This is a genomic window from Leifsonia sp. P73 (assembly GCF_051059105.1).
Taxonomy (GTDB): domain Bacteria; phylum Actinomycetota; class Actinomycetes; order Actinomycetales; family Microbacteriaceae; genus Leifsonia.
Genome location: NZ_CP194931.1, coordinates 325,168 through 350,358, shown reverse-complemented (window position 1 = coordinate 350,358; position 25,191 = coordinate 325,168). Strand labels below are relative to the sequence as shown.

Annotated in this window: 29 protein-coding genes and 1 tRNA gene; 19 read left to right on the top strand and 11 right to left on the bottom strand. The window is 68.8% G+C overall.

Annotated features, from left to right (window positions below):
- The first annotated feature begins 169 nt into the window (after positions 1-169).
- From ACQ86L_RS01850 to ACQ86L_RS01820, 7 genes are all read left to right on the top strand, one after another.
- A complete protein-coding gene (locus tag ACQ86L_RS01850) occupies positions 170-640 on the top strand; it encodes a peroxiredoxin (protein ID WP_434317440.1) in 471 nt (156 codons plus the stop codon).
- Positions 641-674: 34 nt separating this feature from the next.
- Positions 675-747: transfer RNA gene (locus tag ACQ86L_RS01845), tRNA-Val, on the top strand.
- 76 nt (positions 748-823) lie between these two features.
- Positions 824-2,200 carry a hypothetical protein gene (locus ACQ86L_RS01840; protein WP_434317439.1) on the top strand — a complete coding sequence of 459 codons (1,377 nt, stop codon included), beginning with the start codon at positions 824-826 and terminating at the stop codon, positions 2,198-2,200.
- Positions 2,201-2,210: 10 nt separating this feature from the next.
- Positions 2,211-2,963, top strand: a complete 753-nt coding sequence (locus tag ACQ86L_RS01835) for a 3-oxo-5-alpha-steroid 4-dehydrogenase (protein WP_434317438.1) — start codon at positions 2,211-2,213, stop codon at positions 2,961-2,963.
- Positions 2,964-3,017: 54 nt separating this feature from the next.
- Positions 3,018-4,085, top strand: coding sequence for a hypothetical protein (locus ACQ86L_RS01830; protein WP_434317437.1), 1,068 nt, complete (start codon positions 3,018-3,020; stop codon positions 4,083-4,085).
- Between the two features lie 92 nt (positions 4,086-4,177).
- Entirely contained in the window at positions 4,178-4,600 is a 423-nt protein-coding gene (locus tag ACQ86L_RS01825; RefSeq protein WP_434317436.1) for a VOC family protein, read from the top strand.
- Positions 4,601-4,700: 100 nt separating this feature from the next.
- The gene (locus ACQ86L_RS01820) at positions 4,701-5,546 is read left to right on the top strand and encodes a class II glutamine amidotransferase (RefSeq protein WP_434317435.1); all 846 of its coding nucleotides are present in this window, start codon (positions 4,701-4,703) and stop codon (positions 5,544-5,546) included.
- A 66-nt stretch (positions 5,547-5,612) separates the two neighbouring features.
- Here ACQ86L_RS01820 and ACQ86L_RS01815 read toward each other — a convergent pair whose 3' ends face one another.
- A complete protein-coding gene (locus ACQ86L_RS01815) occupies positions 5,613-9,140 on the bottom strand; it encodes a beta strand repeat-containing protein (protein ID WP_434318969.1) in 3,528 nt (1,175 codons plus the stop codon).
- Positions 9,137-10,321, bottom strand: a complete 1,185-nt coding sequence (locus tag ACQ86L_RS01810; protein WP_434317434.1) for a CshA/CshB family fibrillar adhesin-related protein — start codon at positions 10,319-10,321, stop codon at positions 9,137-9,139. The genes ACQ86L_RS01815 and ACQ86L_RS01810 overlap by 4 nt, the downstream gene beginning before the upstream one ends.
- A 176-nt stretch (positions 10,322-10,497) precedes the next feature.
- Here ACQ86L_RS01810 and ACQ86L_RS01805 point away from each other — a divergent pair, with 176 nt between their 5' ends.
- The 9 genes from ACQ86L_RS01805 to ACQ86L_RS01765 all read left to right on the top strand — a co-directional run bounded on the left by ACQ86L_RS01805 (position 10,498) and on the right by ACQ86L_RS01765 (position 14,741).
- Positions 10,498-10,839 (top strand): ArsR/SmtB family transcription factor, encoded by a 342-nt coding sequence (locus ACQ86L_RS01805; protein WP_434317433.1) that lies wholly within the window; start codon positions 10,498-10,500, stop codon positions 10,837-10,839.
- Between the two features lie 3 nt (positions 10,840-10,842).
- Positions 10,843-11,340 carry an SRPBCC family protein gene (locus ACQ86L_RS01800; protein ID WP_434317432.1) on the top strand — a complete coding sequence of 166 codons (498 nt, stop codon included), beginning with the start codon at positions 10,843-10,845 and terminating at the stop codon, positions 11,338-11,340.
- Positions 11,340-11,789, top strand: coding sequence for a hypothetical protein (locus ACQ86L_RS01795; protein ID WP_434317431.1), 450 nt, complete (start codon positions 11,340-11,342; stop codon positions 11,787-11,789). Before ACQ86L_RS01800 ends, ACQ86L_RS01795 begins: the two co-directional genes overlap by 1 nt.
- Positions 11,777-11,959 carry a dihydrofolate reductase family protein gene (locus ACQ86L_RS01790; RefSeq protein ID WP_434317430.1) on the top strand — a complete coding sequence of 61 codons (183 nt, stop codon included), beginning with the start codon at positions 11,777-11,779 and terminating at the stop codon, positions 11,957-11,959. The genes ACQ86L_RS01795 and ACQ86L_RS01790 overlap by 13 nt, the downstream gene beginning before the upstream one ends.
- Complete coding sequence (locus ACQ86L_RS01785) at positions 11,956-12,357, top strand: DUF1801 domain-containing protein (protein WP_434317429.1); 402 nt, start codon at positions 11,956-11,958, stop codon at positions 12,355-12,357. Before ACQ86L_RS01790 ends, ACQ86L_RS01785 begins: the two co-directional genes overlap by 4 nt.
- A 583-nt stretch (positions 12,358-12,940) precedes the next feature.
- Positions 12,941-13,201 carry an SHOCT domain-containing protein gene (locus ACQ86L_RS01780; RefSeq protein ID WP_434317428.1) on the top strand — a complete coding sequence of 87 codons (261 nt, stop codon included), beginning with the start codon at positions 12,941-12,943 and terminating at the stop codon, positions 13,199-13,201.
- Positions 13,202-13,285: 84 nt separating this feature from the next.
- Positions 13,286-13,636 (top strand): ArsR/SmtB family transcription factor, encoded by a 351-nt coding sequence (locus tag ACQ86L_RS01775; RefSeq protein WP_434317427.1) that lies wholly within the window; start codon positions 13,286-13,288, stop codon positions 13,634-13,636.
- A complete protein-coding gene (locus tag ACQ86L_RS01770; protein ID WP_434317426.1) occupies positions 13,633-14,079 on the top strand; it encodes an SRPBCC family protein in 447 nt (148 codons plus the stop codon). The genes ACQ86L_RS01775 and ACQ86L_RS01770 overlap by 4 nt, the downstream gene beginning before the upstream one ends.
- A gap of 98 nt (positions 14,080-14,177) precedes the next feature.
- The gene (locus ACQ86L_RS01765) at positions 14,178-14,741 is read left to right on the top strand and encodes a dihydrofolate reductase family protein (protein ID WP_434317425.1); all 564 of its coding nucleotides are present in this window, start codon (positions 14,178-14,180) and stop codon (positions 14,739-14,741) included.
- A 44-nt stretch (positions 14,742-14,785) separates the two neighbouring features.
- Here ACQ86L_RS01765 and ACQ86L_RS01760 read toward each other — a convergent pair whose 3' ends face one another.
- From ACQ86L_RS01760 to ACQ86L_RS01750, 3 genes are all read right to left on the bottom strand, one after another.
- Complete coding sequence (locus ACQ86L_RS01760; RefSeq protein WP_434317424.1) at positions 14,786-15,196, bottom strand: VOC family protein; 411 nt, start codon at positions 15,194-15,196, stop codon at positions 14,786-14,788.
- A 331-nt stretch (positions 15,197-15,527) separates the two neighbouring features.
- Positions 15,528-16,376, bottom strand: a complete 849-nt coding sequence (locus tag ACQ86L_RS01755) for a phosphotransferase family protein (protein ID WP_434318968.1) — start codon at positions 16,374-16,376, stop codon at positions 15,528-15,530.
- A 186-nt stretch (positions 16,377-16,562) separates the two neighbouring features.
- On the bottom strand, positions 16,563-16,937 hold the full coding sequence (locus ACQ86L_RS01750) for a hypothetical protein (RefSeq protein ID WP_434317423.1): 375 nt from the start codon (positions 16,935-16,937) through the stop codon (positions 16,563-16,565).
- Positions 16,938-16,999: 62 nt separating this feature from the next.
- Here ACQ86L_RS01750 and ACQ86L_RS01745 point away from each other — a divergent pair, with 62 nt between their 5' ends.
- On the top strand, positions 17,000-17,170 hold the full coding sequence (locus tag ACQ86L_RS01745; protein ID WP_434317422.1) for a hypothetical protein: 171 nt from the start codon (positions 17,000-17,002) through the stop codon (positions 17,168-17,170).
- 970 nt (positions 17,171-18,140) lie between these two features.
- On the opposite strand, the gene ACQ86L_RS01740 is transcribed toward ACQ86L_RS01745, so the two are convergent.
- The 3 genes from ACQ86L_RS01740 to ACQ86L_RS01730 form a co-directional block, all read right to left on the bottom strand.
- Entirely contained in the window at positions 18,141-18,431 is a 291-nt protein-coding gene (locus ACQ86L_RS01740) for a hypothetical protein (RefSeq protein ID WP_434317421.1), read from the bottom strand.
- Positions 18,432-18,472: 41 nt separating this feature from the next.
- Positions 18,473-19,462, bottom strand: a complete 990-nt coding sequence (locus ACQ86L_RS01735) for an AlbA family DNA-binding domain-containing protein (RefSeq protein ID WP_434317420.1) — start codon at positions 19,460-19,462, stop codon at positions 18,473-18,475.
- Positions 19,463-19,656: 194 nt separating this feature from the next.
- The gene (locus tag ACQ86L_RS01730) at positions 19,657-20,244 is read right to left on the bottom strand and encodes a hypothetical protein (RefSeq protein ID WP_434317419.1); all 588 of its coding nucleotides are present in this window, start codon (positions 20,242-20,244) and stop codon (positions 19,657-19,659) included.
- Between ACQ86L_RS01730 and ACQ86L_RS01725 the strand changes: the two genes are divergently transcribed.
- Together ACQ86L_RS01725 and ACQ86L_RS01720 are read left to right on the top strand one after the other, a co-directional pair.
- Complete coding sequence (locus ACQ86L_RS01725) at positions 20,216-20,491, top strand: SDR family oxidoreductase (protein WP_434318967.1); 276 nt, start codon at positions 20,216-20,218, stop codon at positions 20,489-20,491. The genes ACQ86L_RS01730 and ACQ86L_RS01725 overlap by 29 nt on opposite strands.
- 206 nt (positions 20,492-20,697) lie before the next feature.
- Positions 20,698-21,522: an alpha/beta fold hydrolase gene (locus tag ACQ86L_RS01720; RefSeq protein WP_434317418.1), complete on the top strand. Its 825-nt coding sequence runs from the start codon at positions 20,698-20,700 to the stop codon at positions 21,520-21,522.
- A gap of 109 nt (positions 21,523-21,631) precedes the next feature.
- Here the strand turns inward: ACQ86L_RS01720 and ACQ86L_RS01715 are convergent, their stop codons facing one another.
- From ACQ86L_RS01715 to ACQ86L_RS01705, 3 genes are all read right to left on the bottom strand, one after another.
- Positions 21,632-22,006, bottom strand: coding sequence for a DUF1003 domain-containing protein (locus ACQ86L_RS01715; protein WP_434317417.1), 375 nt, complete (start codon positions 22,004-22,006; stop codon positions 21,632-21,634).
- Positions 22,007-22,362: 356 nt separating this feature from the next.
- Positions 22,363-22,950 (bottom strand): TetR/AcrR family transcriptional regulator, encoded by a 588-nt coding sequence (locus ACQ86L_RS01710; protein WP_434317416.1) that lies wholly within the window; start codon positions 22,948-22,950, stop codon positions 22,363-22,365.
- Positions 22,951-23,012: 62 nt separating this feature from the next.
- Positions 23,013-25,028 (bottom strand): MDR family MFS transporter, encoded by a 2,016-nt coding sequence (locus tag ACQ86L_RS01705; RefSeq protein WP_434317415.1) that lies wholly within the window; start codon positions 25,026-25,028, stop codon positions 23,013-23,015.
- Positions 25,029-25,191 lie beyond the last annotated feature (163 nt).

Below are 25,191 nucleotides of genomic sequence, written 5' to 3'. Positions count from 1 at the left end.
TCACGACAAATCCGCGGGCACCATCGTTCAGCCTAGCCGCAACTCGGGACGACCGGTGACCGCTCGGAGGGAGGCCACGGGTTGGCGCTCACCGCTTCCGGGTCTATGCTGTGTCCTCGTGCGCCGGCCGGGTGGAATCGTCCCCGGAGCGCGTGAAAGGACACGTCACATGGCTCTGGAGAACGACACCCAGGCTCCCGACTTCGAACTGCTCGACCAGCACGGCCGCTCGGTCCGCCTCAGCGACTTCCGCGGCTCCAAGGCCGTCGCGCTCGTCTTCTTCCCGCTGGCGTTCTCGGGCACCTGCACAGGTGAGCTGTGCGCGCTGCGCGACAACCTGGCGATGTTCCAGGACCACCGGGTCGAGCTGCTGGCGATCTCCGTGGACTCCAAGTACACGCTGCGCGCCTGGGCCGAGCAGGAGGGCTACGACTTCAGCCTCCTGGCCGACTTCTGGCCGCACGGCGAGACCGCCAAGGAGTACGGCGTCTTCCTGCAGGAGAAGGGCTTCGCCAACCGCGCGACGTTCCTGATCGACGAGAGCGGCATCATCCGCGCGTCGTTCATCACCGCGCCGGGGGAGGCCCGCTCGATCGAGGCGTACCGGGCCGCGCTGGAGCTGCTGCCGGCGCACGTGTGAGCGTCGAGCCTCGCCCGGTAGGCTGGTGAGGTCAGGGCCTTTAGCTCAGCTGGTAGAGCGCCACGTTTACACCGTGGATGTCGTCGGTTCGATCCCGGCAGGGCCCACTCCTCGCCTCCCACCCGGCAGCAGACCTAGTCTGTGCCCTGGAGTCGCGCGCGCGACTCGGAGGGGACGCGGTTCATGGACGCCCAGGGTGACGGTCGCCAGGAGTACGAAATCCACCCGGAGGATGACTCGATCGAGGAGAGTCCGGAGACCGAGGGGACCAACGCGTCGCGGTTTGCGATCGCAGGCGCCCTCGGCGCGACGACTCTGCGGGGTGCGCCCCTCGACGTGATCGAGCCAGACATGCTGGCGATGTTCGGCTTCCGGGACGAGCTGAGAGGCGCTGTCGAGCGGCTGCGCGGCGACAACCCGATTTTCGGAGAGGGCGAGTTTCTTCAGGGGACGGTGCGAGGCGGGTGGCAGCCGCGGGCGGTTCGCCGCGACGCCTGGCGGCGGCTGAACGACGGCAGCGCGGGGCGTCGGCTCACCCTGTTGGCGGCCGGGCTGTGCAGCTCGCTGGAACGGGAGAGCGTCGTCGCGGCTGTGGCCGTGCTCAACGCGCTCTCCGCGTCGGTCGTGATCGACCTCCTCGGGATCGACGCCGACGACCTCCTTTATCCGTTGTCCCTGTCACTGGCCGAGCCGGCCGGTGAACGCGTGGTCTGGCGAAGGGAGGAGTGGGCGGAGGACTCAGCGGAACGGCTCAGCGCGTCCGCGGACGGCGACACTCGGGATGTGCTCCGCAGGCTCCTCCTGCTCGCGTTCGAGCGTATTCGCGCGGCTTTGCGGTCACCCGACGAGGTGGTGCGCGAGTTGGCGGCCGCGGCATGGCTCCGCGCGGTCGCCCTGGACGACCGCGTCGAGCCGACGGTATACGACTCGGAGACCGTAGCGGACGACGAGGGGCGAGGTGGGGCCGTACCGCCCGCAGACGTCCCCGCGGGTGCCCCTCCTGGAGCGGCGCCGGCCGCGCCCGCACGACTCAGCACGCTCATACACGGCACCTGGGCCTGGCAGGCAGACTGGTGGTATCCCGGCGGCGACTTCCACACCCATGTCGCCGGGCGCCTCCGTCCCACCCTGTACGACGATGGGATGCCGTTCTCCTGGTCGGGGGAGCTCAGCGGGCAGCATCGTGCGATCGCGGCCCGACGCCTCCAGGACTGGCTCGCAACCGCGACCGGCGGCGCCGGCGTCGGCACCGTGTTCGCGCACAGCTACGGCGGCGAGGTGGCCGTCCGGGCCGTGAATAACGGCTGCCCCATCGCGCAGCTCGTGCTGTTGAGCGCGCCGATTCACCGGCATCACCGCCGGGCGCTGCCACACATCCCGGACGTGGTCGACATCCGGCTGCGGTTTGATCTCGTCCTGACCGGCGCGCTCGCGAAGCAGCGGCTCCGGGGCCCGCGCGTAAGGAACCGAATCATCTCGAAGGCCTTCTGGCAGCACGGCGTGACGCATGATCCGGCGCTGTGGCAGGGCGAGGGGCTCGACGCGTTCGTCGGGCCCTAGACTCCAGCACATGCCGCCAGGCCCCTACCGCTGGTTCGTCGTCGCCGAGCTCCTCCTCGCGGCCGTGACCTTCGTCGCCCTCCTCTTCGTCGTCGCCCCCTACGGCGGCCGCCACGGCCGCCCGGGCTGGGGCCCGACGGTCCCCGCACGCGTCGGCTGGATCGTCATGGAGGCCCCCGCGAGCCTCGCCTTCCTGGCCTTCTACCTGCTCGGCTCGCACCGCGCCGACCTCGTGCCCCTGCTGTTCCTCCTGCTCTGGCAGGCGCACTACGTGCAGCGCGCCTTCGTCTACCCGCTGCTCATGCGCTCCGGCTCCCGGATGCCGGTGCTCGTCATGCTGCTGGCCATCCTGTTCAACCTCCTCAACGCGTGGGTGAACGCGCGCTGGATCTCCGAGTACGGCGACTACCCGGTGTCCTGGCTGCACGATCCGCGGTTCGGGATCGGCGTCGCCCTGTTCGCCGCGGGGTATGCGCTCAACGTCGGGTCCGACCGCATCCTCCGGAGGCTGCGCCGCACCGGAGCCGGGTACCGCATCCCGCACGGCGGCGGCTTCCGGTTCGTGTCCAGCCCGAACTACCTCGGCGAGATGGTGGAGTGGACCGGCTGGGCCGTCGCCACCTGGTCGCTCGCGGGGCTCGCCTTCGCGCTCTACACCGTCGCCAATCTCGCGCCGCGCGCGATGGCGAACCACCGCTGGTACCGGGAGACCTTCCCCGACTACCCGCCCGGCCGTCGTGCCCTTCTTCCCTTCGTGCTCTGACAGTCCCGCTGTCGGAGGCCCGCCGTACCGTTGGCGTGTGAAGGACGGGGTGACGTGACCGAGAACGTCGCGCAGTGGTGGGCGCGCCGGCAGTGGTCCAAGGGCCTCCCGGTGCCGTACGCCGTCGGCGCCTACCGCGCCGACTGGCAGCGCTACCCGACCGTGGTGCGCCAGTTCCATCCCGAGCTCAACGGCGGGATCGTGCTCAGCCAGATCCCGCCCGCCGCCGACGTCTACGTGCAGTGGGAGTGCGACGCCGGCCATCGCTTCATCGCCACACCGGAGGAGCAGCGCTCCCGCCCGGGCGGCACCCGCCGGCGGTCGGCCTGGTGCCCGTGGTGCAGCGAGGAGGCCGTCCCGCGCCGCATCCGGACTCCGGAGCCCGACGCCGGGCTGCACGTCTGCGGCCACGCGCGCGACCTGCGCCGCATCGAGAACGACCCGGACGACGACCGCTGCTACCTGTGCCGCAGGCTCGACCGCACGTCGATGACGCGGGAGGCGCTGGTCGCGCTGGCGGCGCCCGGCTCGCGCGTCGCCCTCTCGCACGAGAACGGCACCGCCACGCGCTACTCGTGGCAGTGCGCGAACGGGCATCCCAGCTACACCGCGACCGTCGAGCGCATCCTCGGCGGCCGCCGCTGCCCGGTGTGCCGGAACGCGCGCCGCGGGGCGGACCGGGTCCCGGTCGGGGAGGCCTTCCTCAGCGAGCTCGCCCCGCGCCCGGCGTCCACGGCCGAGCCGGAGCTGAAGCGCCGCCTCGCCGCCCGCCTCGCTGTCGACCTGAGCCTCAACGCGGTGCGCGTCGCGCGGCCGTTCTACAACCAGCTCGAGGTGTGGCCCGACATCGTCGTCCCCGAGCTGCGCGTCGCCATCGAGTACGACACCATCGGCCGGCACGGGTTGGAGCACGTCGGCCCGCGGGAGGCCTCCGACCGCCGCAAGGACCGCCTCCTGCGCGCCGCCGGCTGGGAGGTCGTGCGGGTGCGCTGCTCGCCGCTCGCGCCGCTCGGCCCCTATGACGTCGTCGCGTCCGGGGTGACCGACGCGGTGGTCGAGCGCGTCCTCGCCGCGCTGGGCGCGATCCGCGGCGAGCTGTTCGTCGCCGCGTACCTCGCCTGACGTGCCTCCGCGGCCTTCCCGCCCGGGCGGCCCACTGGCTAGCCTGAACCCTGAGCCGCGCACCGTGCGCGCGCACGAAGGGAGTCCCCACGATGCCGTCGATCCTGAACCCGTACCTCAACTTCCGCACGCAGGCGCGCGACGCGATGGACTTCTACCAGTCCGTCTTCGGCGGCACCCTCCAGCAGAGCACCTTCTCCGAGTTCGGGATGAGCCAGGACCCGGACGACGCGAACCTGATCATGCACTCGCAGCTCACCACCGACGCGGGCTTCACGCTCATGGCGGCCGACGTGCCCGCCCACATGGACCTCAAGGAGGGCTCGCAGATCTCCGTGTCGCTGAGCGGCGACGACGAGGCCCAGCTCTCCGGCTACTACGACAAGCTTGCCGACGGCGGCACGGTCGTCGAACCGCTCTCCAAGGCGCCGTGGGGCGACAGCTTCGGGATGCTGGTCGACCGGTTCGGCGTGCAGTGGCTGGTGAACATCGCGGGGGCGGCGCCGACCGCCTGAGAGCGGTCCTGGGAGTCGTTCGACCGCCATTCCCGGGGGAGGCCCCGCGGCGTTATGGTGCTCGCGGATCGAGCCGGTCGATCCGGGAGGGGAAGACGTCATGTGCCGTTGGCTCGCGTACTCCGGGGAGGCGCTGAAACCCGCCGAACTGATCCTGGACGCGCAACACTCGCTGGTCGCCCAATCGCTGAACTCGCCGCTCGGCGCCGAGACGGTGAACGGCGACGGCTTCGGCTTCGGGTGGTACCCGGAGGGCTCGAAGGCGGGCAGCATTCCCGCGCTGTTCCACTCCACGGAGCCCGCCTGGAACGACGAGAACCTGCGCGAGCTCACCAACTCGATCGCGAGCCCGCTGTTCTTCGGGCACGTTCGGGCGGCGGCCGGGCCGCCCATCCAGCAGACGAACTGCCACCCGTTCCGCTACGAGAACTGGCTGTTCATGCACAACGGCTTCCTCGGCGGCTTCGCGAAGATGAAGCGCGACCTGACGTTCGCGGTCGACCCGTCGCTCTACCCGCTCATCCACGGCACCACGGACTCCGAGGTCATGTTCTACCTGGCCCTCACGCTCGGCCTCCAGGACGACCCGATCGGCGCGATGGCGAAGACCGTCCAGCGGATCGAGGAGACGGGCGAGGCGAACGGCGTGCAGTTCCCGATGCAGGGGACGATCGCGATCTCCGACGGCGAGACGCTGTGGGCGTTCCGTCACTCCACCTCGGGCCGCAGCCGGAGCCTGTACCACTCGGTCGCCATCCCGGAACTGCGTGAGATGTACCCGGACGCCGCCCGCCTGGAGGTGTTCGGCGACAAGGCGAAGGTCGTGGTGTCGGAGCCGCTCAACGACATCCCCGGCGCGTTCCTGGAGGTGGGGGAGTCCACCGTCGCGATCCTCACCGACGACGGCTACCACCACGAGCCGTTCATGGCGCGCGCCGACGCCTGAGCACGGAAGCCTGAGCACGCCGGAAGGCGGGGACGACCAGAGTCGTCCCCGCCTTTCACCTCTCGGTCAGGCCCGGCGTCGCCGCAGGACGCGGAACCCGATCGCGCCTCCGCCGAGGGCCAGGAGGATCGCGCCGACCCAGACCAGCGTCTCCACGTCCAATCCCGTCGAGGCCAGACCGCCCACCGCGGCCCGAGCCGTCGACGGAGGGGAGGAGACCCGTCCGGCGCCGGCCGTGCCGTCCGCGACCGCCGTGTTGGTCACGGTTCCCGCCCGCCGGTCCGCGTCGGTGAGCGTGTACGTCGCCGCGCAGACGATCGACGCGCCCGGTGCCAGCGACGCCGCCCCGTCCGGGCAGTCGACGCCGGGGAAGCCGCCGGTGCCGGTGAAGTCGCCCTCCGCGATGGCCACGCCGGTGACCGTCACGTTCCCGGTGTTGGTCACCGTGAAGCGGTAGTCGATCGTGGACGCGTTCACGGTGGCGCTCTTCACCAGGGCGAGTGCCGGCGCGCTGTCGTGCGGCAGCGTGACCGTCGACGGCTCGCTCTCCACCGCTTCACCGCCCGCGGGAGGGAGTCCGCTGGCCGTGGCCGTGTTGCTGATGCCTCCGGCGTCGGCGTCCGCCTGCGTGACGGTGTAGGTCGCCGTGCAGGTCAGCTGCGCGGCCGGCGCGAGCGAGGTCGGCGCACCCGAGCAGTCCGGCACCGGGGCGGGGCCGCTGCCGGTGAAGCCCGAGTCGGCCACCTGGATGTCGTCCAGCGTCACGTTGCCGGTGTTGGTGACCACGAAGCTGTACGTGATCACCGCCCCCGTCGTGAAGGACGCGGCGTCGCTCGGCGTCCCCGACTTGACGATGGTCAGCGCCGGCTGGGCCGGTGCGTCGACCGTGCTCCCGGACGGCCCGAAGGTCAGCGGCACGCCGGGCGCCGACGGGATCGTGCCCTGCACGGTCGCCGTGTTGTCCACGGTCCCCGCATCCACGTCCGCCTGGGTCGTGAGGTAGGTCGCCGTGCAGGTCGCGGTGTCACCGGGCGCCAGGACCATCGGCGACGCCGGGCACTGGACGGCCGGCACGGCGCCGGTCCCCGTGAAGGTCCCTTCGAGCACCTCGACCTCGGACATGGTCACGTTGCCGGTGTTCGTCACCACGAAGCTGTAGGTCACGGTCTGACCGGCTCGCGTGATGGTGGCCGGGTCGGCCGTCTTGGTGATGGTCATGTCCGGCGACGCGGTGGCGCTGAAGGTCGTGGACGACGGCGTGGAGTCCACTGCCGCGCCTCCGCCGATCGGCGTGCCGCTGGCGGTCGCCCTGTTGGTCACGGTGCCGGCGTCGACGTCGGCCTGGGTCGGCGTGTACGCCGCCGTGCAGGTGACGGTGGCGCCCGGCGCGAGCGACGCAGCGCCGGCCGGGCAGCTCGGCGCCGGCGTGCTGCCGCTGCCGGTGAAAGCGCCTTCGGCCACGGCGACGCCCGTGAGCGTCACGTTGCCGGTGTTCGTCACCAGGTAGGAGTACGTGACCGGCTGTCCCGCTGCGGTGATCGCGGTGGGGTCGACCGTCTTCTCCATCGTCAGCGCGGGCGCCGGGTCGGCGGTGATGTCGACCTCCGACGGGGGAGCGGTGATGGTGGCTCCGCCCGGTGTCTGGAGCGTCGCCACGGCCCGGTTGGTGATGCCGCCCTTGTCGATGTCGGCCTGGGTGGTGACGTAGTCGGCCGTGCAGGTCACCGACTGGCCGGGCGCGAGGGAGCTCACCCCGGCCGGGCAGACCGGGTCGAGCACGGCGAACCCGCTGAACGCGGCCTCGACGACCTGTGGCGTCTGCAGCGTGACGTTTCCGGTGTTGGTGACCACGAACTCGTAGGTGACCGTTTGGCTGGCTGCCGTCACGCTCCGGATGGAGGCGGTCTTCTGCAGCGTCACCGCCGGGTCGGGCGCGATCGGCACCACGGTCTGCGCATCGGCCGACGTGACGGCGGCGCCGCTTCCCGTCGTACCGGTCGCGGTGGCGGTGTTGTCGATGCCGCCGGCGTTCGCGTCCGCCTGCGTCACTGTGTAGGTCGCCGTGCAGGTCACGGTCGCGCCCGGTGCGAGGGAGGCCGCGCCCGCCGGACACGTCGGCGACGGCGCCGTGCCGGTGCCGGAGAACGCGCCCTCCGCGATTCCGATGCCGTTCACCGTCGTGTCGCCGGTGTTGGTCACCGCGAACGAGTAGGTGATCGTGTCACCCGCGGCCGTCGCGTGCAGCGGGCTCGCCGTCTTCACCAGTGTGAGCGCCGGGTTCTCGGCGACCGCGACGGTCGCCGTCGACGGCGGGCTCGTCACCGGACCGCCCGCCGAGGCCGGCGGCGTGCCGGTCGCGGTGGCGGTGTTGACGAGCTGGGACCCGTCGGCGTCCGTCTGGGTCAGGGTGTAGCTGGCCGTGCAGACGAGCCGGGCGCCGGGGAGCATCGTCGCGGCCTCCGCGGGGCAGGTGACGACGGGCGTCCCGCCGCTGCCCGAGAACGCGGTCTCGTCGACCGTGACGTCCTTCAGGGTCACGTTCCCGCTGTTGGTGACCGCGAACTGGTAGCTCACGACGTCGCCCTGCGCCGCGACGGTCGCGGGCGTCGCGGTCTTCTCGACGGTGATGGCCGGCGCCGGGTTGCCCGGGGCGCTGATCGTGGCAGGCGCCGAGCTCACGGCCGGACCGGCCGGCGGGGTGCCGTGCGAGGTCGCCGTGTTCGTCACGTCGCCCTGGTCGATGTCGGACTGCGTCAGCGTGTACGTCGCCGTGCAGGTCACCTGACCGCCCGGCGCGATCGGAGCGCCGGCCGGGCAGACCGGGTTCACCGCGCCTCCGCTGCCGGTGAAGCCCTGCTCGTCGATGCCGACGTCCGTCAGCGTCACGTTGCCGGTGTTGGTGGCGACGAAGGAGTAGGTCAGCACCTGCCCGACGACGAACGACGCGGCGTCGTCCGGCGAGGTCGACTTCTCCAGCGCGATCGCGGGCGCGGCGGCCGAGGTCACCGTCGCCGACGAGGCAGGGGAGTCGACGGTGCCGCTCTCCGGGTCGGTCGCCGTCGCGTGCGCGGTGTTCGTCACCGAGCCGCTGTCCACGTCCGCCTGGGTGAGGGTGTATGTCGCTGTGCAGACCGTCGAGGTGCCGGGGGCGAGCGACGTCACCGGGCAGACCGGCGCCGGGCCGGTGCCGCTGCCGGAGAAGGAGCTCTCCACGATCGCGAGGGCGTGCACATCCACGTTGCCCGTGTTCGTCACGCTGTAGTCGTAGGTCACCGCGGTCCCGGCCGTCGCGGCGGTCGACGGGGTGACGGTCTTGCTGAGCGTCAGCGCGGCGTTCGCCGCTTCGAGCGTCGTCGTGGTCGCGGAGGAGTTGGAGCGGATCACGGTCGTGCCGCCGAGCGGGTTGGCCTGCGCGGTCGCGGTGTTCGTGAAGGCGCCGGAGGCGACGTCCGCGGCCGTGACGGTGTAGGGCGAGTTCGCCGTGCAGCGCGTGGAGGCTCCGGGCGCGAGCGTCGTCGCCGGGCAGGTCACCGCGCCCACCGAGGGGTCGGTGACCACGAGGTTCTCGACGGTCATCTGCCCGGTGTTCGTCACCGCGAACGAGTACGCGATGGTGTCGCCTGCGTCGCGGACGCCGTTGCCGTTGACGTCGGCGACGGTCCCGGCCTCCTTCTGGAGGAGGAGGTTCCCCGCGAGCGCCGTGTTGGTGATGGTGCAGTCGACGAGGTCTCCGATCGCGAGCGCGACCGTGGCTGAGGGCCGGCGGCGCCGGACGGCAGCCCGGGATCGGCCGAGCCGTTCCTGGCGCACGACCAGGACTGCGCGTACGCGCCGATCGGCGTCGTGCCGGTCGCGGTCTCCGCGAGCGTGAACGGCGAGGTGGTTGCCGCGCCGATCGTCTCGACCTCGCCGGTGGTGGCGGTGGTCGCCGTCCCGGTGTTCGCGCTGGCGAGCTGGATGCCGCCGGGGGCGGTGACGCTGAGCCCGAACGAGTCGGACGGGCTCACCCGGCTGGCGACGGTCTTGGACAGCACGACCTTCGACAGCAGGATGCCGAACGCGACGCCCTGTCGCCGGTCCGAGTTCAGGTCGATCGTGGCGCCCAACGGAGCGTCGGCCGCCAGCATCGCCGTGCCGCTCCTGATGACGTTCTGAGCACTGGAGCACGTCACCGAATTCGTGCCGACCCCGGTGAACGCCGAGTCGCACGCGGTGCCCAGCGGCGCGATCTGCCGCAGCGGCTGATCGGCCGTGAACCGCAGCGTCTCGCCCTGGTCAGTGGACTCGGCGTCCGCCATCACGATCGAGAACGCCTTCACCGGGTTCCCGTCGGCGTCCCGGACGGTGATGCCGCTCATCAGCACGGACGAGTACCCGCCCGTCGCGCCCGCCTGGTACAGCGCCGGCATGCCCGCCACGCCGCGATACCCGCCGTTGTTGCGGCCGAGGTAGGCGCTCGCGTACGTCGGGAAGGCGGCGGGGACCAACGCACGGCCGCTCGCGAAGGCCGTGTATTCGAGCGTGTAGCCGCCGGCCAGAGCGACCTTCATCGGCTGGCCGCTGCTGCTGCCGGCCACTGCCGGGTCGTAGCCGCTCTGGTCGAGCCAGCACAGCGTGCGCGCGTACGTCCCCGTGCCGGCGTCCGCGTACGAGCACTGCTGGTCGGTCGGCGCGGCCGCGGCCAGCTGCGAGAAGACGATGACGCCGGCCACCGCCATCAGCACGCTCACGAGCGCAGCCAGCGCTTTCGAGCGCCTGCGTGTGAAGAACTTCATCGATGCCTCCCCGTCGGTGAAAAGTCCGTCGAAACGTACCGACGTCACGCGGCGGATCCCGCCGCAGGCCCGCGTCGTTCCGCGGGACCGAGCGCATCCTTCTGCTCAGTGGAAAGCAGGTTTAACGACGAGCTTCACCTGCCTATCTGCACCCATATGGGTATATGATCGGGCGCATGGCACGGGCAGCGACGACCTCGGACGTCTTCAACGCGATCGCGGAGCCGCGCCGCCGGGACATCCTGATGCTGCTGCGCTCGGGCGAGCGGCCGGTGAACGAGGTGGCCACGGCCCTCGGGATGCCGCAGCCCGGCGCGTCCAAGCACCTACGGGTCCTCAAGGAAGTCGGGCTCGTCCAGGACCGCCGGGCGGGCAAGCAGCGGGTCTACGGCCTCGACGCCGGCGGCCTGCGAACGGTGCACGAGTGGACGGGCGGCTTCGAGCGGTTCTGGAACGAGAGCTTCGACCGGCTCGACGCCTATCTGCAGGAGCTGAAAGCCGAGAGGGCAGGGGAGTAGCGGGTGCGGGAACCGGAAGCAGTGGAGTCGTCGACGGCCGATCGCGAGATCGTGGTCACGCGCGTGATCGACGCGCCGCCCGAGCTGGTGTTCGAGGCGTTCACGTCGGTCGCGCATCTCGCGCGGTGGTGGGGCCCGGAGGGCTTCAGCACGACAACGCGGTCCTTCGAGTTCCGCGTGGGCGGGGAGTGGGTGTTCACGATGCGCGGGCCGGACGGCACCGTCCATCCCGAGTGGATCACCTGGACCGCCATCGCGCCGCCCGAGCGCATCGAGATGCTGCACGGCGAGCGCCGAGACGACCCGGACACGTTCGAGTCGGCACTGACCTTCGCGCCCGAGGGCGCGGCGACGCGCATCGAACTGCGGACGGTCTTCCCGACGACGCAGCTGCGCGACCAGGCGCTCGAACGCTCGCACGCGGCCGAGGGCGGCAGGCAGACGCTGGCCAAGCTGGCCGGCTACGTCGAGACCACGATGAGGAATGAGAAGGAGGACTGATGGCAGGGAAGGTGTTCTTCAGCGTCTCGATGTCGCTGGACGGGTTCATGGCGCCGGACTCCCCGGACGAGCTGATGGGGAAGCAGTGGATGGAGCTGCAGCACTGGGTGTTCCCGACCCGGTTCTTCCGCCAGAATCTGGGGCCCGGCCCCGGCGGCGAGGAGGGCCTGGACAATGACATCGCACGCAGCACCTTCGAGCGCACCGGCGCCAGCGTGATGGGGAAGCGGATGTTCGAGGCCGGCGAGCACTCCTGGCCGGAGGACCCGCCGTTCCACAGCGAGGTGTTCGTGGTGACCCACGAACGCCGCGACCCCTGGGTGCGCCTCGGCGGGACCACCTTCCATTTCGTCGACGACCTCCGGGTCGCGCTCGACCGGGCACGGGAGGCCGCGGGGAGCGCGACGTCCGGATCGCCGGGGGTGGAGCGATCATCGTGGAGTACCTGAACGCCGGTCTGGTGGATGAGTTCTCGATCGCCCTCTCGCCCGTGCTGTTCGGGAAGGGCATCCGCCTGTTCGAGTCCGTGGACGACTCCCGGATCAGGCTGGAGCAGACCGCCTCGGAGGCGTCGCCGCGCGCGACGCATCTGACCTACACCGTTCAGGAGCGCTCATGACCGGCCGCGCGAGCCCGGCCAAGGCGGCGGTCGGCGACAAGCCGGTGTTCGCCTACATCGCGAGCCTCCCCGACGCCCAGCGCGCGATCGCCGAGGCCGTCGACGCCCTGGCGGCTCGGACGCTGCCGGGCCTCACCCGCTCGATCAAGTGGGGGATGTCGTACTACGGCGTCGGCGACGGCTGGTGCTTCTGCTGCGGCGCCTTCGACGACCACGTGAAGCTCATGTTCGTGAACGGTGTGACCCTCGATCCCGTGCCACCGGTGACCCCGGTGGCGATGGGCAAGGCCACCCGCGGGGTGGAGCTGGCGACGCTCGCGGACCTGGACGAGGAGCAGGTCGCGGACTGGATGCGGCAGATCACGTCGCGGCCGGGCGTCGGTGGCCGCAAGGCGTGAGCGCCGACCGGGTGAGGGCGCGGGCGACAGCGCCGGAGGGCGGATGGCCGACCCGGTGAAACTTCGGCCGCGACGGCGCGGTATCCGGGCCGGCGGCGGGGAGCGAGTCCCGCGCCCCGCTAGCGTCACGTTCGCCGTGCCCTCTCCAGAGAAAGGAACGCCATGGCCAACGACGCTTTCGCCGGACCCGTGGACTACCTCGTGTTCGCCTTCCCCGCCGAGGCCTCCGTCAGCGCGGGTCTCGCCGCCGTGCAGCAGCGGGTGGATGAGGGGGTCATCGAGGTCCTCGACCTCGAACTGATCCGTGTGGACGACACCGGCGCGCCCGTCCGGCAGCCGCTCGACCGGTTCCCGGGCGCCGATGGATTCGCCGGAGCGTACTCGGGCATCCTCGACGCGGAGGACGTCCAGCGAGTCGTGGACGCACTGGAGCCCGGCGCCTTCGCCATCGCGCTCGTCTACGAGGACCGGTCGCTGGCCCCCGCGGCGGACGCCTGGATCGCCGCGGGCGGCGAGGAGCTGTTCGCCGGGGAGTCGACATCATCGATCTCGCGGACGCCCTCGATGTGGAAGGAACGGACCGATGAGCCTCCTCCGCACCGCCGCGCGCGCCTCTGTCGCGACGCGCGTGATCGGAAGCACCCACCGACGCCAGCAACAGCGCTGGGCCGCCCAGGACGCCGCGACTGCCGGGCAGCACCAGCCCGCTGCTCCCGAGACGCCGGCCGTGGCCGCCGAGCCGTCCGTGCTCGATCAGCTCGCCCAGCTCGGGGAGCTGCGCGCAGCCGGGGTGCTCACCGAGGCGGAGTTCGAGGCGCAGAAGGCCCGCATCCTGGGCGCGTAGCGCCTCCCGGCGGGGAGCAGCCCGCGTGCTACCGTTGGCGTCGTATGGAACCACTCGGTTCAGTACGTCGATGGGGAGGTGGCGATGACTACGGCGATCGACGATCCGTTGAGCAGGACCTTCGCGGCCCTGGCGGACCCGACCCGGCGGGCGATCCTCGCGCGACTCGCGCAGGGCCCGGCGAACGTCGGCGATCTCGCGGCGCCGTTCGAGATGAGCTTCGCCGCGGTCTCCAAGCACCTGAGGGTCCTGGAGGGCGCGGGCCTCGTCACCCGCGGCCGCGAGGCCCAGTACCGTCCGGCCATGCTCGACGCGCGCCCGCTGCTCGCCGCCTCGGCGTGGATCGAGGACTACCAGCGGTTCTGGGAGGCCGGCTTCGACGCGCTCGACGACCTCCTCGCGGCCACGAACACCGAACAGAAGGACCAGGAGTGACCGGCATCACCGAGGACGGCATCGAGATCGACCGGGAGTTCGCGGCGCCGCCGGCCGCCGTGTTCGCCGCCTGGACGACCCCGGAGTCCTTCGCCCGCTGGTTCGGCGGCCGCGAGGTGCAGGTCCCGCTCGACGGGCTCGACTACCGCGCGGAGGAGGGCCGGGCCTGGTCCGCGATGATGGTCCTTCCGGACGGCAGCACCATCGACTGGGCGGGGGAGTTCCTGGAGGTCGACCCGCCGTCGCGCCTGGTGATGACGCTCACCGATCGGCCTGCCGTCCCGGAGCGCGCCCTGCTGACGGTCGAGCTGACCCCGTCGGCGGTGGGGACGCGCCTGCGCATGACCCAGCAGACGCCTGGATTCTCGGACGAGCAGCGGCAGGGCACGATCGCCGGCTGGCTGACCTTCCTCGACGTCCTCGGGGAGCTCGCGGAAGCCTGATCGACCTTCCTCCCGGTATTGAACTATCCGGTTCAGAACTGCTAGGTTGAATACGGCAAACATCCTGCCGTTCACCTGCACCGAGAGGAATGACTCCCATGCGCGACCTCATCATCTCCGCCTTCGTCTCCGCCGACGGCGTCGCCGAGGCTCCCGGAGGCGACGCGAGCTACCGCAACGCCGGCTGGACCTTCAACGGCGTCGAGTTCGACCCCGCCGCCTACGAGCTGAAGGGCCGCGAGCAGGGGGAGGCGACCGCCGTCCTGCTCGGCCGGAGGAGCTACGAGCTCTTCGCGCCGGTCTGGCCGTCGATGGAGGAGTTCGCCGGCTACAACGCGATGCCGCGCTACGTCGTCTCCACGACGCTGGAGCGCGACGACGACCGCTGGCCCGCGACGATCCTGCGCTCGCTCGACGACGTGGCCGCGCTGAAGGCGGCCGAGGGCGGCCCGATCATCGTCCACGGCAGCACGGCGCTCGGTCACGCCCTGGCCGACGCGGGACTGGTCGACCGCTACCACCTGCTCGTCTTCCCGGTGCTCCTGGGCGAGGGGGAGCGGTTGTTCAGCAGTTCGGAGCACGGCATCGAGAAGCTGGCCGTGGTCGAGGGGGAGACGTACGGGAACGGGGTGCAGAAGGTCGTGTACCGGGTGGTCCGCTAGCGGCGCATCCGCACGGGTGTGCTCGGCGTTCTAAGGATGTCGAATCAGACCCGGTACTCGGAGAGCTCGACCAGGTGCCCGTCCGGATCGCGGAAGAAGCAGCGGACCTCCGGGCCGTTGACGATGGGCGGGGTCAGGAAGTCAGCGCCGCGCGTGCGAAGCACCTCGTATGCGGCAGCGCAATCGGGCACACGGAACGTCATCGCGTGAGCGACCCGGTCGGGGTCATCCGGCGGGGAGAACGTCACGGAGGGCTTGTCGGGAGTCGGGCCGCCACCCGTCACCAGCAACAGCCAGGTGCCGGCCAGCCGGGCGACGACGCTGGTGCCGCCGTACGCGCGGACGATCTCAGCGCCGACGACGTCGCGGTAGAAGTCACGGGAGACGTCGGCGTCCTTCACGACCAGGATGTGCGTCAGTTCAGCGTCGCCGGGGAAGTCGTTGTTCGGCGTCATTCTGGAAGGGTACTCGGGTGAACGATCCTTGAGCTGACATAATGTACATTATCAGCAATTTACTCACGGGAGTTTCATCAGATGCAAAAACGCCCGTGTTATGGGCGTGAAAGTGTTTCCGCCGGTCAGCGTGGGTTCCCAGGCTCTCTTCTGGCGGGCCGCCTTGGCTTTCCTACGCCGCGTCGCCACTGAGGCGCTGGTTTCCTGCATTTAATGCAGGTTTCCACGAGATGCGGCAGAGTGGATGGCCGGAATCGGAGCCCGCCGGCCCGTAGAGGGTTCGTTCAGCGCGCCCGACGTGAACCGGGCGATTGGGGCGGGCGGAGGTCGATTAGGTCAGGAGACGCCTGTTGGCGTTGTCGACGGCGCGGGCGAGTTCGATTGCCGGGCGCGAGTTGATGAGTGCGAAGCAGATGAGTTGGAGCGGGTATGTGGCTGCGAAGGCTCGTGCGCGCCTGATGATGTGCGCCTCAGTGGCGCGGGTGACGGCTTCCCAGCCGTGCCAGGTGCCGAGCGCGGCGACGTCTTCGGCGGGGTCGTCAGCGCTGGCGAGGTCCCAGTCGAGCACCGCTGAAACGTGGCCGTTTTCCCACAGCACGTTCCCTCCGGCGAGGTCGCCGTGGACGAACACGGGAGAGGCAGGTTCGAGGGCAGCGCGCCGCTCTGCTACCTTCCGTGCCCGATCTTGTACCTGCGCGGCCAGCAGCGGGATCGCCTGCTCGGTCATGACGTCGAACCAGCTCGCACCTCCCATGAAGGCTCGCGCCGGTGCGAGGTCGGCCCGCACGGCGTCGAGGGGGATGTTGTGGATCGCGTCGAGCAGCACCCGCAGCTGGCGTGGGTCGCCGTCTCCGCTCGGGTGGGGAGCGCCGCGGAACCGAGTCTGTCCGACCGCGACAATATCGCCCACTTTTACTGGGTCGGTGAGCGAACGCGGTACCGAGAACGGAAGCTCGGGAAGCCGATCGACCAGGGTTTGAATGCGCATGAAGTCCGGGACCGACTCGACTGATCGACTCACACGCACCGCAACTTCGCCCGCGAGGACGACGAGATTCGCTGATCCACGCTCGATTCGTGTCCACGAGGCCGGGTCGACAGGTGCGCCCGCCGTACGGAGAACCTCGATGACGATCTTGTCGACCAGCCCCGCATCGGGGCGGACGAATCGGGTCTCCATCACGATCTGACCCTACTCGGCCGCCCGCAGCCGGATCGGTCAGTGCTCGAGCGATAGCGGCGGCCAGGCCACGACGTGGCCCGACGGATCAAGAAGGCGTGTGTTCGGTCCCGCTCCCGCTCCCGGTGTCAGGGTCGTGTTCACGGTGGGGGCGGTGCCCATAGTGAAGGTGTGGTGGAGCATCCCCTATTTGCAGGCCCATTCGTTGATCGCGTAGGACGCTGTAACGGGCATCGCCGGGTTCGGTTTGTATTCGTTTACACACATCTCAACGTTGTTCGCGTAGTCGCAGCCGCTGGTGTCCTCGGGCTGGATCGCGAAGCGCAGTACGTCCGTTTCGCCTGGTTGCATTGAACGGTCGCCGGTACCGCATTTCCAGGTGATCGCGTGATGGGTATCGTTGGTGACCGTCAGGTTGAGGCCTCGAATCGTCATGCTTTCGATCCACGGACGTCCGATGAGCGCAAGCACGACAAGAACGACCAGCGCTAAAACGATGCTTCCGCCGGTGATTCGGAGGCGGCGCTTGCGTGTTGTGTTCTCGTACCCCTGAGGTGTCATTAGTACTGCTCTCCTGGCCTGATGATCCAGAACTGGTCCGTCCTCTGCGTCATCCAAACACCATGAATGCCGCGCAGGGAGGAGGCATAAAGGGTGTCCCGGCCTTTTCCGTCGTGTTGATCGATTACCAAGTTCCGGCCTACGACCTTATCGATGATGCCGGCATGGCCGATCCCGTGGCCGAATCCGGTGCCGTACCAGTTGGCATAGATTACATCGCCGGGAACGACTGACTTCGACAGAAGGGTCGTGTAAATGCTGCTGCCATCGGGGTGCTGTAACCGCCGATCCCGTTGCGGGTGTCCAAGATGCGCCCCTGGGCGGGCACGTACTCCCCCGCCGTACCCGTCACCGCCGCCTGCGCCACCTGCGACGCCACCACCGCAAACCCGGCAAGCAACCCAGCAGCGGCGAGCACTGCGACAAAGCGAACCCAACGCACACGCAATGAAACCGACACGACCGCTCCACTCCCCCGGAACCAAACGGCCGGTTCCATGAGAATTCCCTATCCGACAGCCGAACACCAAGCAGAAATATGAGTAATTCCTCAGATATGCCTGACCCCCGTTTGGGGAACACCAAAGATCAAATGAGACGGGACATGGTGTCGTGCATATGAGTTCATTCAGAATCCCGCAGCCCTCAGGGGCAAATCTCGGTGATTGCGCTCACGCACTCAAGGGATCGTCGCAGCGCGGATCACCAACCGGCGTGCCGTCGAGCTCCAAGACCCGCGTGGGGTCAACCGAGCGCGGTAAAAGAGAGGCCGTCCGCGGCGTCTCGCGGGTCAACGTCCCCCGGGCTCCCAGGTAAACCCCTCAAGGCACGCGCGACATAATAAATATTAACAGCGCAGAAACTCGCGGGAGTTGCATTAGATGCAGGAACTCACGCGGTGCGGTCGCGGCGGGCAAATTGCTGATGGCAGATGGTTCCGTACGGATCGCTGTCCTGTGATTCCGGGGCAACGCAACGCCGGGGTGCCGCTGACGGCGTGGATTTCTGCATCTAATGCAGGTTTCCACGGAGCGACGCCTCTCAGGGCTGCAACGGATTCCATCGCATCACGGACCCTTGTGATAGCGACGATCGGGCTCGTTGGATGCACCGCGGGCCTCATCTGGGCCACCCTCGCCGTATGACGACCGGACCGCCGGCTACGATTGCTAGCCGAGCGCCCAGGAGCCCCAGTGATAACTGCTACTCCTCAATGTTGTCGAATTCCCACCAGTGAACGTTGCTCAGAGCGTCGCGGAGCCGCGGCTCGGGGTTGCCGAGGCTGTAACCGCGGGTTGCCGCATTTCGGTCTGATTCGGGGAGATCAGACAAGTAAGCGGCCACGCTGTACCGTAAAGCGTCAGCGCTCGGACCGTGATCGTAGACCTCGACAGTCACATCGCGACTGTGGATCCAGACCCGGTAGGTCGAGACCCTTGAAGCCTCGTCCGCTCCCTGGCGGCTGTTGAGGTATGCAAGCACTTCATCGTCCATGACGGCACCCTAGCGAAGGTTTGTACCTTGTCGTGCGGGCTCTACTCCGCTAGAGCCCGCACCGCGGCTTCTTCTACCGAGTCCCATGCGCGCTTCACCCGGTTGATGTGCGCGTACGCGACGGATCGAGCCTCGCCCGTTACGGGGGATTTATGGAGTCCAGAGAACGCTTCGCCGTTGCTCTGCTCCTGCATCGCGACCGCGAGCGGTGCAAGTAGCTCAGGATCACTCACCAGTAGTCGGAGCTGCCGGGCCGAGTCCTTCATCGTCTGCATGTCTTCAGCCATCTGGCGACCGGAGTCGGTGTTGACGTACTCCATCCAGTCTCCGCTCTTCCAGCGATCGCCGGCAGACATGATGGTGAGGATTTGTATCGAATCTGCCCAGCGATGGGCTGCGCTCACCGCGCCGCCAACGAGCTGGCGTGCCCGTTCGATGCGATCAGCGCGGACGGCTGCCTCCTGACTAGAGACAGCCGCTAGCAACCGATCTTGGAGCAGTTCCAAGTCAGCTCTTGACGCCCGCTCCGTGGAGCCCGGCTGGCGCACGAAGATGGCCCCCTCAGGGACAAGAGGCCCCCTCGATGGTTGATAGCCCTTCTGCAGGAGGGCGATACGGTCACCGTCTCGCGGCGGCTCTACAGTGATAACGAGCACGCTGACGCCCTCAACGTCAACGCTGCGTGGGTCCCAGAGCGGCCAACCATGGCCCGTATACCGTCGAATCGCATGAAGAAGTTCCGCGCTGTCAGGGATTGCCTGGCCCTCGATCCCGCCGGGCTCTGCTCCGACAACCACGTATCCCACTCCCTCGAAGGTGGCGGCTGAGACGGACACAGATCGATTGGCCATCCCGAGAATGGCGCGAGCGAGAGCGAACGATGCTTCACTACTACCTAAGTCGGAATATCCGCTCTTCCACTCGACCGCCCGAGACTCGTCTTCAGGCGCGGCACTGACGACAGCTTGAATCAAATCAACAAGCTGGGCGTGAGTGCGCAAGGCACGAGAAGTATCGAGGTTGAACGTCACAGCACGATCGTAGAAGGTCGAACGAGCACCAGTTGCTCACTAGTCACCCGTATGCTCACAGTCTGCGGGTCGGACACGGTGCGGTGGCCGCCGTAGTTTCGATCCGCGAAGGAGAAACCTACTCACTCCTGTGCAACTCCCGCTCCTGCCAGTCAACTAACGGCCGTTTTCAAGTCCGCGCTGTGGCAATCCATTTACAACGTCGCTACCGGCGTCTCCGCGCTACTCTCAGCCCGAAGTCGCGCGAACGGGATAGACGCGGCCAGCATCTCGACCACGAGCAGCGACGCGATCAGGAGCGCCGCCCATGCGCCGTGCGGGGTGGCGAGCGGCAGGCCGGCGATGAGCGGGACTGCCCACACGAGACCGGCGAGCACTCCGGCCGCCACCACGGCCCCGACCACTCGCAGCCACGTGCGCCGGCCCGCGAATGCATATCCGCCGAGGATGCCCGCCAGCGGGACCGCGATCGCGCCTCCTCCGATGCCGGTCGTCACGAGAGCGACGAACACACCGGGCAACAGGAGCGTGAAGACGGCGAAGAGCAGCGGCGACGCGGCCGTCCACCGCAGGATCGCCCGGCGATCACGGCTCAGTGACGACGCGGAACCGAGGGCTGCGCCGACGAGCACGCCGGGCAGAAGGATGCCGAAGAACGTCCCCGGCCAGTTGAACTGCGATTCCGATCCGGCGAGCAGAGCCATGTAGGCACGAAGCGCGCACGCCCACGCCAGACCGCAGACCGCGCCGACGATCGCTCGCGCCCACCACGACCTGGCCATCCGTTCACCCCTCGCCCTGTGGTACCGAGGTAGGACGCCGGGTCCGTGCGCGGACCAGCGACTATTCCCGCCTCATCGGCTCCCGATCCCGCCAGTCCATCTGCGCGCGGCCCTCTGCCTACTCACTCCTCTGCAACTCCTCGGCTCAAGCTCAGACGTCGGAAACGTCGCTGCATTCCTCGCTTCGGATGAGGCTGCCTACGTCACCGGTTCGGCTGTCACGGTGGACGGGGGCCGGACCGCGTAACGACGCGTTAATGCGGCACCGCTAGCTTCTTGTCTACCGAAGGGAATCCACCATGACCGATACCGTCACCGAGCTGATGCGCGCCCATCTGCACCCATCGCACTCACGCGGAGCGGCCGGATCGTCGAGCTGCACACCTTCGTCTTCTAGAACCCATCTGCCGACAGAACCATGAACCCGCTACACAACGGAAAAGGAGCAAACCGATGAGCACGATCACTACCGACGACGGCACCGAGATCTTCTACAAGGACTGGGGCCAGGGTCAGCCCATTGTCTTCAGCCACGGCTGGCCTCTCTCCTCGGACGACTGGGACACCCAGCTGCTCTTCTTCCTGAGCAAGGGCTACCGGGTCATCGCGCACGACCGCCGAGGCCACGGCCGCTCGACGCAGACCTCCGAAGGTCACGACATGGACCACTACGCCGCCGACCTGGCCGCCCTGACCGCCCACCTCGACCTGCACGACGCGATCCACGTCGGCCACTCGACAGGCGGCGGCGAGGTCGCACACTACATCGCACAATACGGCGAGGAGCGTGTGGCGCGCGCCATTCTGATCAGCGCCGTCCCGCCGATCATGGTCCAGACCGAGAACAACCCCGGCGGTCTGCCCAAGAGCGTCTTCGACGACCTCCAGGCCCAGCTCGCCGCGAACCGATCGAACTTCTATCGCGCCCTCCCGGCCGGCCCGTTCTACGGATTCAACCGGCCCGGCGTTGAGGCATCCGAAGCCATCATCGAGAACTGGTGGCGCCAGGGCATGATGGGCGGCGCCAAAGCGCACTACGACGGGATCGTCGCCTTCTCACAGACCGACTTCACCGAAGACCTGAAGAAGATCACTGTCCCGACCCTTGTCATGCACGGCGAAGACGACCAGATCGTCCCGTTCGCCGACGCAGGGGCGCTCTCGGTCAAACTCGTGCAGAACGGGACACTCAAGGCCTACCCCGGATTCCCCCACGGCATGCCCACGACGCAGGCCGACATCATCAACGCCGACATCCTCGAATGGCTTCAGGCCTGACAGAGATGCCACGTGTGCGGCGGCCGCTCCCGGCCGCCGCACACAAGCAGGTCGATCAACGGGACGACGACGCTGTCTTCCCCATCGGCACTGGCTACCTGCACTCGCGTCAGGCGCCGGCCGACGGAGTGCCGCTCTCGGGCATCCTGGCGTGGATCTCCTGCGTCAGCCGGTGGATCGTGCGCGTGAGCTCGGTGTTCTCCTCCAGCAGCTTCTGCTGGGCGATGTAGTCGTGGTCGGCTTTCGCCTGCTGGAAGGCGGCCTGCCGGTTCTGGCCGATCATCACGAAGGTCGAGAGGAAGATCGCCTCCAGCGAGACGATCAGTGTCAGCGTCGGCCACGGGCTCTTCTCGAACACGAGCATCCAGACCGCGAAGAGCGCGATGTGCAGGTAGACGAACATCATCGAGCCGGCGAACGCGGTGATCGCGTCGGCGATCCGCAGTTGGACGCTCGACGCGCGCCGTTCGGCCTCGGCGAGCACCGCCGGATGCAGCTTCTCATGAGGAGCGTTGGCGAGCAGACGGCTGGGCCGGAGGAACGGGCGCCGGCGCCGGGGGCGGGTGCGGCGGAGGTGGATGTTCCGGTTCGGGAAGACGGCTGCGACATCGCTCTGCTCCAGGCTCGCGGCGGGTTCCTCCCGCCGATGGGCCGAGCGTACTGCGCGGGCGTCACGGAGCCCGGGAGCCGAGGCGTGGGTGATCAGCGTGGCGCGGGCAGGCGCAGTGCCCCATCCGCCCCGGAACGCGCTTCGCTAGGCTGGCACATTACAGCGAGGAAAAGCCGACCCACTGCGCCCGCTCCCCCGGCTGCACGTCCCCCGCTCCCCCTCGGCGTCGGTCATGCCTCGTCGCACCGGAGGGCGAGCAGCTGCCGCACCGTCGCCTTCAGCTGCGCGCTGATCGGCTCCTCCGACGCGTTGTCGTCGTGCAGGACCTTGCTGAGTGCGGCCATCACGAGGATGACGGCGAGCTCCGCCTCCGATCTGCTGCGCGCGCGGCGGGCGGCGAGGTCGACGTACATCTCCCGCACCTCCACCATGATCCGGGTCGCGGTCGTCAGGAGCTCGGGGCGGCGGTGCAGGAGCTGCTTCATCCGGACCAGGTCCGGGCCGTGCTCGGAGCCGCTGCCGATCACCTCGCACAGGGCCATGACCAGGCTGCCGGGGTCGGCGAGGAACGCCTGCTCGACGTCCGGGTGGATGGTGGGTTCCTGGAACGCCAGGGCCGCCGCGGCCTTGGAGGAGAAGTAGTTGAAGAAGGTGCGGCCCGAGACGTCTGCCTCGTGGCAGATCTGCTCGACCGTCGTCGCGTCCAACCCCTGCGAGTCGATGAGGCGGAACGCCGCTTCGTGGATGGCCGTGCGGGTCTGGAACTTCTTGCGCTCCCGGAGGCCGACAGCCTCGGGGTGGATGTCGATTGCGGTCATGATCCGATGCTTCCGACCGAGCGGGGTGGGCGGCGCCACGGGGACGTCGCCCACTCCCCCGATCAGTTCGCCGGCACCGCCCGGATGCTCCCGGTCACGGTCGCGCCGCCCTCGTCGACCTGCTGCTGCAGCGCGGAGGTCTTCCGCAGCGGCGGCACCTTGAAGAACAGGGTGAGGACGAAGGCCAGCAGGATCACTCCGAGTCCGATCGTGTAGACCAGGACCACGGAATCGTTGAACCCGACCATGAACGGCTTGCTCAGGCGCTGGTCGGCGCCGTCGAGGAACGAGGTGTCACTCGTCGAGCTGCTGCTCGAACTGTTCGCCTTCGAGTCGCCCTTCTTCAGCTTGTCGGCGAGCGTCGGGGTGACCTTGTCGACGTAGAAGGCGCGCTGGCTCGCGTTCGCCCAGTTCACTTCGACCGTCCCGTTCACGACCGTGGCGTGGGCCGCCTTCGCGACCGCCTCGAGTGCTGCGGCCTCGGCCTGCGGCGTCGCCGCGGCGACCTGCTGGGCGATGATCGGCGCCGCGGCCTCGGCCGGGATGGTCCCGGCGGCGACCTGCGCGTCGACGGCCGCGGTGACCTTCTGGGTCACGGCGGCGCCGGCGGCGGCCTTCGCCTTCGTCGCGCCGGCGGTGAGCTCGTCCTGGATGCTCTTCTCGACCGGGGTGACGATCGGCGTCCAGAGCTGCTTCATGATGGCCTTGTTGTGCGGCGCGGTCGCCACCTCCGGCGTCAGTGCGGCATCCAGCGCGGAACTCAGGGTCTTCTGGTCGGCCGTCGCCGTGACGATGTTGCCCGGCAGGGCGGCGAAGAGCACCGAGAGCAGCACGGCGACGCCGAGGGTTCCACCGATCTGGCGGAAGAAGGTGGACGCGCCGGTCGCGACGCCCATCTGGTTCGGCGCGACCGCGTTCTGGCTGGCCAGGGTGAGCGTCTGCATCATCTGGCCGAGTCCGAGCCCGATGAGGAACATCGCGATCATCAGGAACCAGAGCGGCTTGTCGATCGTGAGGAAGGTGAGCACGAAGAAGCCGCCCGCCGTGAACAGCGTTCCGGTGACGGGGAAGATCCGGTACTTGCCCGTGCGGGCGATGATCTGGCCCGACGCGATGGAGGCGATCATCAGGCCCGCCATCATCGGCAGCGTGGCGAAGCCGGACGCCGTCGGGCTCAGCCCGAAGACGATCTGCAGGTACAGCGGGAGGGTCAGCATGGCGCCGAACATCCCGAAGCCGACGAGCACGCCGAGCACGGTCGCCATCGAGAACACCCGGGACCGGAACAGGCGCAGCGGGATGATCGCGTCGTCCTTCATGGCACGCTCGATGAGGATGAAGGAGATCAGGCCGACGGCTGCGATCACGTAGCAGCTGATGGACGCGGCGGAGCTCCAGCCCCAGTCGCGCCCCTGCTCGGCGACCAGCAGCACGGGGACGAGCGTCGCGATGACCGCGGTCGCGCCCCACCAGTCGATGCGCGGCTTCTCGGCCTTGTGGAACTTCGGCAGGTGCAGGAAGGCCAGCACCATGAGCAGCGCGACGATACCGATCGGGACGTTGATGAGGAAGACCCAGCGCCATCCGGTGACGAAGAGGATCTGGTTCGCCCCGGCGAACAGGCCGCCGATGAGCGGGCCGATGACGGACGAGATGCCGAAGACGGCGAGGAAGTAGCCCTGGTACTTTGCGCGCTCACGCGGGGCGAGGATATCGCCCATGATCGCCAGCGGGAGGGACATCAGCGCGCCGGCGCCGATCCCCTGGAACGCGCGGAAGGCGGCCAGCATCATCATCGACGTCGAGAACGCCGAGAGCAGGGAGCCGAGCAGGAACACGACGATTCCGAAGATGTACAGCGGGCGGCGGCCGAAGATGTCGGACAGCTTGCCGTAGATCGGGACCGCGATCGTGGACGTGATCAGGTACGCCGTGGTGACCCACGCCTGGTCGTTGAGTCCGTGGAGGTCGTCACCGATGGTGCGGATGGCCGTGCCGACGATCGTCTGATCCAGCGACGACAGGAACATCCCGGCCATGAGGCCGTAGATGACGAGGAGAATCTGCCGATGCGACATGATCGGCTTCGATTCGCGCGGCGCGGGAGCCGCGGATTGCACCCTCACGGGCGCAGTGGTTGTAGACAAGACGGGTTCCTTTTGGACGATACTTTTTTGCAGACACTGCAATCATACACGAATGCACATATGCGTTTGCTGCAAACGCTCACGATCCGCGAAA